Consider the following 12,024-nt stretch of genomic DNA (forward strand, 5'->3'; position numbering starts at 1 on the left):
CTTACTCATTGTATCTATGTGTAAGTTGCATGTTATGTCTTTCATGATAGGACCAAAAGCGACACGCTATATATTGAGTGTAATTATTCTATTCGTTCAAAGATAGTGGCAATGCCTTGCCCTAAACCAATACACATTGTTGCTAAACCAAAGCGGGCTTGTTTTTGCTCCATAAGATTGATGAGAGTAGTGGAGATACGGGCACCAGAACACCCTAATGGATGACCAAGGGCAATCGCACCGCCGTTAAGGTTAATTTTTTCATCAAGATGATCCATTAACCCGAGTGCTTTAATGCAGGGTAATGTTTGTGCCGCAAAGGCTTCATTGAGCTCAATGATATCAATATCATCTAAACTTAACCCTGCGCGTTGTAATGCTTTTTGAGTGGCAGGAACAGGGCCAAATCCCATGAGTGATGGTTCGCATCCGGCAATCGCCATGGCTTTTATTCGCGCGCGAATGGGTAAGCCTAATGCGCGTGCTTGGCGTTCATCCATGAGTAACATTGCCGCCGCGCCATCTGATAACGCTGATGATGTTCCCGCTGTTACCGTGCCATGGGTGGGATCAAAAATCGGGCGTAATTGGCTTAGTGTCGCCACGGTTGTTTCGGGGCGAATCACTTCATCGGTAGTATATTTAATTAAAATCCCTTCGTTATCATGACCTTCGGTAGCAAAAATCTCACGGGTAAATCGACCTTCAATCGTAGCGGCATGAGCGCGCTGGTGTGAACGTGCGCCAAATTGATCTTGCAGCTCACGACTAATATCATATTTTCGCGCTAACATTTCTGCGGTTAATCCCATCATTCCCGCGGCTTTAGCGACAGTTTTCGATAGGCCTGGGTGGAAATCAACCCCGTGAGTCATCGGTATATGACCCATATGTTCTACGCCACCAATTAAACAGCTTTGTGCATCACCCACCATAATAGCGCGAGTGGCATCATGCAGCGCTTGCATGGATGAACCACATAAACGGTTAACGGTTGTTGCGCCGACAGTGGTTGGGATCCCTGCTAATAGTGCTGCATTACGACCAATATTAAATCCTTGTTCTAAGGTTTGTTGCACACATCCCCAATAAATATCTTCTATATTATTCGCATCTAATTGAGGGTTACGGGTTAATAATCCTGTCATTAAATGTGCCGATAAATCTTCAGCACGTACATGGCGGAATGCACCGCCTTTTGAGCGTCCCATCGGGGTACGAATACAGTCAACAATCACCACATTATTCATAATCAACTCCTTAATGATGCCGCAGCAACGGTGGGGTAATAACACTCATCAGCCGCCGCTTTGGCGCGCAGACCTTCAGGTACTTGATATAAAGGGCCGAGTGATTGATGGCTATCGGCTAATGCGACGTAATTGGCTAAACCTAGGTTATCTAAATAACGGAATACCCCGCCCTTAAAAGGAGGAAAACCTAAGCCATAGACCAATGCCATATCCGCTTCAGCTGGCGTCGCAATAATGTTTTCTTCTAAGCAGCGTACGACTTCATTAATCATTGGAATCATCATGCGATCGATAATGGTGGTGCTTGAAAATGAGGTCGACGTTGCTGCAATGGACGCAAGTAAACGGGCAGTGTGTGGATCAATTGTTTTTTTAGGTTTACCTTTTTTATCCAGATGATAATTAAAAAATCCCGCTCCTGTCTTCTGCCCAAAGCGTTGTTGCTCATATAACACATCAATAGCATCGGCATCGTGTTTAGCCATTCGTTGTGGGAATCCCTCTGCCATCACTTTTTGAGCATGATGGGCGGTATCAATACCCACTACATCGAGCAGATAAGCCGGTCCCATTGGCCACCCGAAATCTTGCTCCATAACATTATCAATCTGACGATAATCACCACCATCACGCAGCAGTAAACTAAATGCCGCTAGATAAGGAAATAAAACTCGATTAACAAAAAATCCCGGACAATCATTTACTACAATAGGGGTTTTGCGCATTTTAGCCGCATAAGCCACCACTTGATCGATGGTTTCATTTGAGGTGTGTTGGCCGCGAATGATCTCAACCAATGGCATTTTATGGACCGGATTAAAAAAGTGCATGCCGCAAAAGTTTTGAGGGCGTTGTAATGATGCTGCGAGTAAATTAATTGGGATTGTTGAGGTGTTTGAAGTGATTACCGTGGTATCGGCAACCTGTTGTTCAACGTCTGCGAGTACTGCGGTTTTTATTGTGGGGTTCTCAATTACCGCTTCTATAACAATATCAACGTGATTGGAATCAGAATAAGTCAGGGTTGGGGTGATGGTGGCTAATGTTGCCGCCATTTGTAAGCCGTCAATCCGCCCTCGAGTGAGCTTTTTATTGAGCAACTTAGCGGCTTGTTGCATGCCAAGAGTTAAGGCCTCGCTGGTGATATCTTTCATGACAACGGGGACATGGTTTGTTACTGATTGATAAGCAATGCCACCACCCATAATTCCTGCGCCCAGTACCATCGCTTGTTGTATCGGTTGGGCTGTTTTAATGGCTTGTTTAGCTTTGCTTTTTAAATATTGATCATTTAGGAAAATACCCACTAAAGCTTGAGCAACATCGGTTTTAGCAAGGGTGACAAAGTGAGTGTTTTCGATAGCCAAAGCTTGTGTGCGTTCGCAGGTTGCAGCGGTTTCGATTGCGGCCACTGCCGCCATTGGTGCAGGGTAATGTTTACCTGCGATATTAGCGACCATCGCTTTAGCCGTGGTAAAACTCATTAATGCTTCAGTAGCTGTTAGCTTTAATGGCATTTTTTTTTGAGATCGGCGTTGCTGCCAATCTAAATCACCCGCAATAGCTTGTTTAATAATACGTAATGCTGCTGTTGGTAAGAGATCTGTGGCAACCACCGCATCAATTAATCCTAGTTTTAAGGCTGAATCGGCTTTGTTATTTTTACCTGAGGTAATTATTTCCATTGCACTATCAGCGCCAATTAACCGTGGCAGGCGAACCGTCCCTCCAAATCCTGGCATGATCCCGAGTTTTGTTTCTGGTAATCCAATATGTGCTTGATGATCTGCAATTCTAAAATCAGTCGCGAGTACGCATTCGCAACCACCACCTAGGGCGTAACCATTAATGGCCGAGATGGTTGGAACGGGTAAATCTTCTAACTTATTAAAAATAGTATTGGCATGATGAAGCCACTTTGACAGTTGATCTGCTGGCAGGGCAAATAATCCTAGAAATTCAGTAATATCGGCACCAACGATAAATGCCGCTTTGGTTGAACGTAGGATTAAGCCTTTAAGGTTGGGTTGTTGGTAGAGTGCATCAAGCGCTCGATTAAAACTTTCAAGAGTGGCGAGATCAAATTTATTGATGGGAGCTGGTGCATCAAAAATGAGTTCAGCGATCCCTTCTTCAAGGTAGTGTACAGAGAGTGTTTCACCGTGGTAAATCATGTTCTATCTCCATATATTCCATGCTATGACGGATCTGGTGCGATTTAACTGGTTTGACCTGTAGTGGTTAATATTTAGTCTGAACTGCAATGACCACAAATTCAATAATTAATTTAAACATTTATTTAACATTGTCGGTTGATACATTATCTTAAAGGTGATTATTCATAGAATGAGTGTCATTGTAAGCAATAATGAGCATTGCTTGGGTCATGATAGGAATATGTTATCCTGCCGTTGTTTTTTGATGATGGGGTATGTTTTATGTCAACTTTTGAGCCTTACTTGATCCCACTGCAATCAGTGACTTTTGAAGAAGAAATCAAGAAAAGCCATTTTATAACGTATTTGGCCCATACGGCGTCGATTGAAGCGGCTAAGCAGTTTATTAACGAAGTAAAGTTAGCCCATCCAAGTGCCAATCATCATTGTTGGGGCTTTGTTGCGGGTAGACCGACAGATTCAATGTTGTGGGGCTTTAGTGATGACGGCGAACCATCAGGTACAGCAGGGAAACCGATATTAGCCCAATTAACCGGATTCGGTGTCGGTGAACTAACCGCCGTTGTTGTACGTTATTTTGGCGGGATCCATTTAGGCACTGGTGGGTTAGTTAAGGCTTATGGTGGTGGCGTACAACAAGCATTAACGTTACTGACCACACAACAAAAGATCATCATCAGTGAGTTGTTTTTATGTTGTGATTATAATCAGATTTCATTAGTTGAATCATTATTAAGCGAATATAGCGGCACGCAATTGAAGGCTGATTATGCACAACAAGTCAGTATGCATTTAGCGCTTGATAGTCGCATTGTGGCTGAGTTTAGTACCAAGTTGGTTAATCGTAGTGGTGGGCGGATCGTCGCGACATCAACATTAGAGGGTTAACCCTTATTTATTCTATTATGTACTTTCAGATGAGGGCCGATTAAGGCCATGCAGTTTCGTTCAATTATACGTATCGTCGGGCTGTTGCTCGCTTTATTTAGTGTCACGATGCTCATTCCCGCTTTAGTGGCTTTGATTTACCGTGATGGTGCTGGATTTCCTTTTGTTGTCACCTTCTTTTTATTACTAGCGGGTGGATCAGCGTTATGGTTTCCTAATCGCTATCATCGGCGTGAATTAAAAGCCCGTGATGGTTTTCTCATTGTGGTGTTGTTTTGGGCGGTTATTGGCAGCGCAGGTGCGGTGCCTTTTCTGTTGTCTAAAAATCCAGATTTGTCGGTTGCTGACTCCTTTTTTGAATCATTTTCTGCACTGACAACAACGGGTGCAACAGTCATTGTTGGTCTTGACCACTTACCTAAAGCGATTTTATTTTATCGTCAGTTATTACAGTGGTTTGGTGGTATGGGAATTATCGTGTTAGCCGTTGCTATATTACCCGTGCTAGGTATCGGTGGTATGCAGCTTTATCGCGCTGAAACGCCGGGGCCAGTAAAAGACAGCAAAATGACACCGCGTATTGCCGAAACAGCTAAGACGTTGTGGTATATATATTTAGCATTAACAATTGCTTGTGCATTAGCGTTTTGGCTTGCTGGAATGAGTGGTTTTGATGCGATATCACATAGTTTTTCAACGATCGCAATCGGTGGTTTTTCAACCCATGATGCCAGTATCGGTTATTTTAATAGTCCTACTATTAATATGATCACCGTGGTTTTCCTTTTAATTTCAGCCTGTAATTTTTCACTTCATTTTGCCGCATTTGGTAATGGTAATATAAACCTCAAAACATATTGGCGAGATCCTGAATTTAGAGCATTTTTTGTGGTGCAACTTATTCTATTTGTGATTTGTTTTGGATTGCTATTAAAGCATCATTCTTATGACCACTCTTTTGATGCTTTTGATCAAGCGCTATTTCAAACGGTCTCTATTTCTACCACAGCGGGTTTTACCACCACAGGATTTTCTGACTGGCCGTTATTTCTACCTGTGTTATTGCTGTTTTCCTCTTTTATAGGAGGTTGTGCTGGCTCGACAGGGGGCGGCATGAAAGTAATTCGAATGTTGTTATTGTCATTACAAGGCGTTCGAGAATTAAAACGTTTAGTACATCCGCGCGCGGTGTACACCATTAAACTTGGGCATAAAGCGTTACCACAACGAGTTGTTGATGCTGTGTGGGGGTTTTTCTCGGCTTATGCATTAGTGTTTGTGGTGTGTATGTTGGCTCTTATTGCGACAGGTATCGATGAATTAACTGCATTTTCAGCGGTGGCCGCGACACTTAATAATTTAGGTCCAGGTTTAGGCGAAGTTGCAGTTCATTTTGGTCAAATAAATGATTCTGCGAAATGGATCCTCATTATTGCTATGCTATTTGGCCGTTTAGAAGTGTTTACATTATTAGTTTTATTTACGCCGACATTTTGGCGTAATTAAAGGAGCTATCATGGAAAAGGTATTATTACTGCATTCTAGTTGTGAAGGACAAACGATTAAAATCCTTAACCATATAGAGCAGGACTTAGGCGAACAGTATCAATGTGACTATATTGATATCCATTCAGAGCCAAAAATTGATTTCAATGGTTATGATCGCATTCTTGTTGGTGCTTCCGTACGCTATGGTCATTTAAATAAAAAGCTATATCAATTTATAGAGCAAAATGTAGCTAGCCTTGAACAAGCAAAGATCGCTTTTTTCTGCGTTAACCTCACCGCTCGTAAAGAAGGTAAAGATACGCCAGCAACAAGTGCTTATGTTAAGAAGTTCTTATTGAAGTCACCATGGCATCCTAAAATGATGGCCGTATTTGCTGGAGCATTACGCTATCCACGTTATAACTTTTTTGATCGAACAATGATTAAGTTAATAATGAAGCTTACGGGGGGCGAAACTGATACAACAAAAGAAGTGGAATATACCGACTGGCAAAAGGTGGCACATTTTAGCCACCAATTTAAGACGTTATAATCGTATTATTGATCGCTTTGTTTGCTTTTTGATCTAACGGTTCGTTTTTATTGATAAAAAGCATAAAGTACTTGCGATGAACGTCGTTGTCTCTATACTGCTGCTCTATCGGAACGCGAGCAGCTTTATAAAAGAAGATGTTATGCAATAATCGATTGGATGATAGACTGGATAAAAGAAATAAAAAAGTGGTTGACACTTTATGTTATTTCGCTAGAATGGCCGTCCACTTCAACGAAACGATTAAACAGTCAAATGTTTGATAATTCGAAGAAGATTGTTCTTTAACAATTTGACCATGCAATCTGTGTGGGCACTCGTTGAATAGTTAAGTCGAAAGATTTATCAATGAACTGAGTGACCAATACAAATAACTACGGTTATTTGGCACAGTCAATTCATTACCATTCTGTTGGAATGGTAATAGCTTTAAAATTACTAAGGTAGTTTTGAAGTCAGTATTCATTGAGCCGTTTCGAAAGAAACAACAAAACTTTAATTGAAGAGTTTGATCATGGCTCAGATTGAACGCTGGCGGCAGGCCTAACACATGCAAGTCGAGCGGTAACAGAAAGAAAGCTTGCTTTCTTTGCTGACGAGCGGCGGACGGGTGAGTAATGCCTGGGAATATACCCTGATGTGGGGGATAACTATTGGAAACGATAGCTAATACCGCATAATCTCTTCGGAGCAAAGAGGGGGACCTTCGGGCCTCTCGCGTCAGGATTAGCCCAGGTGGGATTAGCTAGTTGGTGGGGTAATGGCTCACCAAGGCGACGATCCCTAGCTGGTCTGAGAGGATGATCAGCCACACTGGAACTGAGACACGGTCCAGACTCCTACGGGAGGCAGCAGTGGGGAATATTGCACAATGGGGGAAACCCTGATGCAGCCATGCCGCGTGTATGAAGAAGGCCTTCGGGTTGTAAAGTACTTTCAGTTGTGAGGAAGGCAGTTAAGTTAATAGCTTGGCTGTTTGACGTTAGCAACAGAAGAAGCACCGGCTAACTCCGTGCCAGCAGCCGCGGTAATACGGAGGGTGCGAGCGTTAATCGGAATTACTGGGCGTAAAGCGCATGCAGGCGGTCTGTTAAGCAAGATGTGAAAGCCCGGGGCTCAACCTCGGAACAGCATTTTGAACTGGCAGACTAGAGTCTTGTAGAGGGGGGTAGAATTTCAGGTGTAGCGGTGAAATGCGTAGAGATCTGAAGGAATACCGGTGGCGAAGGCGGCCCCCTGGACAAAGACTGACGCTCAGATGCGAAAGCGTGGGGAGCAAACAGGATTAGATACCCTGGTAGTCCACGCCGTAAACGATGTCTACTTGAAGGTTGTGGCCTTGAGCCGTGGCTTTCGGAGCTAACGCGTTAAGTAGACCGCCTGGGGAGTACGGTCGCAAGATTAAAACTCAAATGAATTGACGGGGGCCCGCACAAGCGGTGGAGCATGTGGTTTAATTCGATGCAACGCGAAGAACCTTACCTACTCTTGACATCCAGAGAATTCGCTAGAGATAGCTTAGTGCCTTCGGGAACTCTGAGACAGGTGCTGCATGGCTGTCGTCAGCTCGTGTTGTGAAATGTTGGGTTAAGTCCCGCAACGAGCGCAACCCTTATCCTTGTTTGCCAGCACGTAATGGTGGGAACTCCAGGGAGACTGCCGGTGATAAACCGGAGGAAGGTGGGGACGACGTCAAGTCATCATGGCCCTTACGAGTAGGGCTACACACGTGCTACAATGGCGTATACAGAGGGCTGCAAGCTAGCGATAGTGAGCGAATCCCACAAAGTACGTCGTAGTCCGGATTGGAGTCTGCAACTCGACTCCATGAAGTCGGAATCGCTAGTAATCGTGAATCAGAATGTCACGGTGAATACGTTCCCGGGCCTTGTACACACCGCCCGTCACACCATGGGAGTGGGCTGCACCAGAAGTAGATAGCTTAACCTTCGGGAGGGCGTTTACCACGGTGTGGTTCATGACTGGGGTGAAGTCGTAACAAGGTAGCCCTAGGGGAACCTGGGGCTGGATCACCTCCTTACCTAAAGACTTATACTGTTTTATGCAGTGTCCACACAGATTGCTTGGTAAAATTAGTTATTAGAAAATAGCGAAAGTGCTAATTAATGCAAACGCATTGATTAACGCTTTTGCGTTATGCTCTTTAACAATCTGGAAAGCTGACTAGTAAATTTAATCGAAAGATTAATTTTAAAAATGTTTTTATTCTCTGAATAAAAACGAGTTCTCAAAACAACACACATTCAAGTGTCTTGTATCGAGTCCGGCGAAAAACCAATGTTTAATATTTTCTTGATCGGAGTATTAAACGCAAACCTTGGTTGTTTGAACATACAAGACCTCTTGGGGTTGTATGGTTAAGTGACTAAGCGTACACGGTGGATGCCTTGGCAGTCAGAGGCGATGAAGGACGTATTAACTTGCGATAAGCCCAGATTAGGCAGTAAAAGCCTCTTGAGTCTGGGATTTCCGAATGGGGAAACCCACTTGCATAAGCAAGTATCATTAACTGAATACATAGGTTAATGAGGCAAACCGGGGGAACTGAAACATCTAAGTACCCCGAGGAAGAGAAATCAACCGAGATTCCGGTAGTAGCGGCGAGCGAAACCGGATTAGCCCTTAAGCTAGTTCTGCGTTAGGTGAATGTACTGGAAAGTACAGCGATACAGGGTGATAGCCCCGTAACCAAAAATGCATTATTAGTGAAATCGAGTAGGACGGGACACGTGATATCCTGTTTGAACATGGGGGGACCATCCTCCAAGGCTAAATACTCCTGACTGACCGATAGTGAACCAGTACCGTGAGGGAAAGGCGAAAAGAACCCCTGTGAGGGGAGTGAAATAGAACCTGAAACCGTGTACGTACAAGCAGTAGGAGCATACTTGTTATGTGACTGCGTACCTTTTGTATAATGGGTCAGCGACTTAATTTTAGTAGCAAGGTTAACCGTTTAGGGGAGCCGTAGGGAAACCGAGTCTTAACTGGGCGTCATAGTTGCTAGGATTAGACCCGAAACCGAGTGATCTAGCCATGGGCAGGTTGAAGGTGAGGTAACACTTACTGGAGGACCGAACCGACTAATGTTGAAAAATTAGCGGATGACTTGTGGCTAGGGGTGAAAGGCCAATCAAACTCGGAGATAGCTGGTTCTCCCCGAAAGCTATTTAGGTAGCGCCTCGGACGAATACTACTGGGGGTAGAGCACTGTTAAGGCTAGGGGGTCATCCCGACTTACCAACCCTTTGCAAACTCCGAATACCAGTAAGTACTATCCGGGAGACACACGGCGGGTGCTAACGTCCGTCGTGAAGAGGGAAACAACCCAGACCGCCAGCTAAGGTCCCAAAGTTATAGCTAAGTGGGAAACGATGTGGGAAGGCTCAGACAGCCAGGATGTTGGCTTAGAAGCAGCCATCATTTAAAGAAAGCGTAATAGCTCACTGGTCGAGTCGGCCTGCGCGGAAGATTTAACGGGGCTAAGCTATACACCGAAGCTGCGGCAATATGACTTGTCATATTGGGTAGGGGAGCGTTCTGTAAGCCGTTGAAGGTGCATTGTAAAGTGTGCTGGAGGTATCAGAAGTGCGAATGCTGACATGAGTAACGATAAAGGGAGTGAAAAACTCCCTCGCCGGAAGATCAAGGGTTCCTGTCCAACGTTAATCGGGGCAGGGTAAGTCGACCCCTAAGGCGAGGCCGAAAGGCGTAGTCGATGGGAAACGGGTTAATATTCCCGTACTTCTTATAATTGCGATGGAGGGACGGAGAAGGCTAGGTGAGCCTGGCGACGGTTGTCCAGGTCCAAGTATGTAGGCTGATGAATTAGGCAAATCCGGTTCATCTTAAGGCTGAGATACGATGTCGAGCTACTACGGTAGTGAAGTCATTGATGCCATGCTTCCGGGAAAAGCTTCTAAGCTTCAGATTATAAGAAATCGTACCCCAAACCGACACAGGTGATCAGGTAGAGAATACCAAGGCGCTTGAGAGAACTCGGGTGAAGGAACTAGGCAAAATGGTACCGTAACTTCGGGAGAAGGTACGCTCCTAGCGGTGATGAGACTTGCTCTCTAAGCTGCCGGGAGTCGCAGATACCAGGTGGCTGCAACTGTTTATTAAAAACACAGCACTGTGCAAAATCGAAAGATGACGTATACGGTGTGACGCCTGCCCGGTGCCGGAAGGTTAATTGATGGGGTTAGACTTCGGTCGAAGCTCTTGATCGAAGCCCCGGTAAACGGCGGCCGTAACTATAACGGTCCTAAGGTAGCGAAATTCCTTGTCGGGTAAGTTCCGACCTGCACGAATGGCGTAATGATGGCCACGCTGTCTCCACCCGAGACTCAGTGAAATTGAAATCGCAGTGAAGATGCTGTGTACCCGCGGCTAGACGGAAAGACCCCGTGAACCTTTACTATAGCTTGGCACTGAACATTGACCCTACATGTGTAGGATAGGTGGGAGACGTTGAAGCAACCGCGCCAGTGGTTGTGGAGTCAATCTTGAAATACCACCCTTGTATGCTTGATGTTCTAACGTCGACCCCTTATCGGGGTTACGGACAGTGCCTGGTGGGTAGTTTGACTGGGGCGGTCTCCTCCCAAAGAGTAACGGAGGAGCACGAAGGTGGGCTAATCACGGTCGGACATCGTGAGGTTAGTGCAATGGCATAAGCCCGCTTGACTGCGAGAATGACAATTCGAGCAGGTGCGAAAGCAGGTCATAGTGATCCGGTGGTTCTGAATGGAAGGGCCATCGCTCAACGGATAAAAGGTACTCCGGGGATAACAGGCTGATACCGCCCAAGAGTTCATATCGACGGCGGTGTTTGGCACCTCGATGTCGGCTCATCACATCCTGGGGCTGAAGTCGGTCCCAAGGGTATGGCTGTTCGCCATTTAAAGTGGTACGCGAGCTGGGTTTAGAACGTCGTGAGACAGTTCGGTCCCTATCTGCCGTGGGCGTTGGATGATTGAGAGGGGCTGCTCCTAGTACGAGAGGACCGGAGTGGACGAACCGCTGGTGTTCGGGTTGTATCGCCAGATGCATTGCCCGGTAGCTAAGTTCGGAATCGATAACCGCTGAAAGCATCTAAGCGGGAAGCGAGCCTCAAGATGAGTCATCCCTAGACCTTTAAGGTCTCTAAAGGGTTGTTGAAGACTACAACGTTGATAGGTCAGGTGTGTAAGTGCTGCGAGGCATTGAGCTAACTGATACTAATTGCCCGTGAGGCTTAACCATACAACACCCAAGGGGTTTTCCTTCTCATAAGAGAAGAGACGGACTCTACAAACGCTTGAATGCGTGTTGAGAACAACTAGTTAGATTTTCCCTGATTGCTATTTATTGTCATAAGACAATAAATAAACCAGAATTTGCTTGGCGACCATAGCGTTATGGACCCACCTGATCCCATGCCGAACTCAGTAGTGAAACGTAATAGCGCCGATGGTAGTGTGGGGTCTCCCCATGTGAGAGTAGGACATCGCCAGGCTTCAAATTTATGAAAGCCCGTTCAATGAACGGGCTTTTATTTCGCTCTTACTGATTGTAATGTGAGCGATGTCAACAGAAAGTTTTTACTTTTTAATCGATTGATAAAAAAGAATAAAATTTTGTCTTGACTGAATATCAGAAA

Annotated in this window: 5 protein-coding genes and 3 rRNA genes; 6 read left to right on the forward strand and 2 right to left on the reverse strand. The window is 45.1% G+C overall.

The features are described from left to right. Positions 1-83 precede the first annotated feature (83 nt). Both fadA and fadB read right to left on the reverse strand, forming a co-directional pair. Positions 84-1,250, reverse strand: coding sequence for an acetyl-CoA C-acyltransferase FadA (fadA, locus tag ACJZU6_RS01790; protein ID WP_045040460.1), 1,167 nt, complete (start codon positions 1,248-1,250; stop codon positions 84-86). A gap of 2 nt (positions 1,251-1,252) precedes the next feature. Then, entirely contained in the window at positions 1,253-3,427 is a 2,175-nt protein-coding gene (gene fadB / locus ACJZU6_RS01795; RefSeq protein WP_408900555.1) for a fatty acid oxidation complex subunit alpha FadB, read from the reverse strand. Between the two features lie 264 nt (positions 3,428-3,691). Between fadB and ACJZU6_RS01800 the strand changes: the two genes are divergently transcribed. From ACJZU6_RS01800 to rrf, 6 genes are all read left to right on the forward strand, one after another. Continuing rightward, the gene (locus ACJZU6_RS01800; RefSeq protein WP_045037242.1) at positions 3,692-4,318 is read left to right on the forward strand and encodes a YigZ family protein; all 627 of its coding nucleotides are present in this window, start codon (positions 3,692-3,694) and stop codon (positions 4,316-4,318) included. Positions 4,319-4,366: 48 nt separating this feature from the next. Then, positions 4,367-5,824 carry a TrkH family potassium uptake protein gene (locus ACJZU6_RS01805; RefSeq protein ID WP_107237715.1) on the forward strand — a complete coding sequence of 486 codons (1,458 nt, stop codon included), beginning with the start codon at positions 4,367-4,369 and terminating at the stop codon, positions 5,822-5,824. Positions 5,825-5,834: 10 nt separating this feature from the next. Next, a complete protein-coding gene (gene hemG, locus ACJZU6_RS01810) occupies positions 5,835-6,359 on the forward strand; it encodes a menaquinone-dependent protoporphyrinogen IX dehydrogenase (RefSeq protein WP_327772804.1) in 525 nt (174 codons plus the stop codon). Positions 6,360-6,855: 496 nt separating this feature from the next. Beyond that, positions 6,856-8,400, forward strand: a 16S ribosomal RNA gene (locus ACJZU6_RS01815). A 335-nt stretch (positions 8,401-8,735) separates the two neighbouring features. Continuing rightward, positions 8,736-11,627 (forward strand): 23S ribosomal RNA (locus tag ACJZU6_RS01820). 137 nt (positions 11,628-11,764) lie between these two features. After that, positions 11,765-11,880, forward strand: a 5S ribosomal RNA gene (gene rrf, locus ACJZU6_RS01825). The 16S, 23S and 5S rRNA genes sit together here, the layout of an rRNA operon. Positions 11,881-12,024 lie beyond the last annotated feature (144 nt).

Source organism: Photobacterium piscicola, from assembly GCF_046058925.1.
Classification (GTDB): Bacteria; Pseudomonadota; Gammaproteobacteria; order Enterobacterales; family Vibrionaceae; genus Photobacterium; species Photobacterium piscicola.

Coding starts and splice junctions, on each gene's coding strand:
- fadA (WP_045040460.1), bottom strand. CDS start 1,250: ATGAATAATGTGGTGATTGTTGACTGTATTCGTACCCCGATGGGACGC.
- fadB (WP_408900555.1), bottom strand. CDS start 3,427: ATGATTTACCACGGTGAAACACTCTCTGTACACTACCTTGAAGAAGGG.
- ACJZU6_RS01800 (WP_045037242.1), top strand. CDS start 3,692: ATGTCAACTTTTGAGCCTTACTTGATCCCACTGCAATCAGTGACTTTT.
- ACJZU6_RS01805 (WP_107237715.1), top strand. CDS start 4,367: ATGCAGTTTCGTTCAATTATACGTATCGTCGGGCTGTTGCTCGCTTTA.
- hemG (WP_327772804.1), top strand. CDS start 5,835: ATGGAAAAGGTATTATTACTGCATTCTAGTTGTGAAGGACAAACGATT.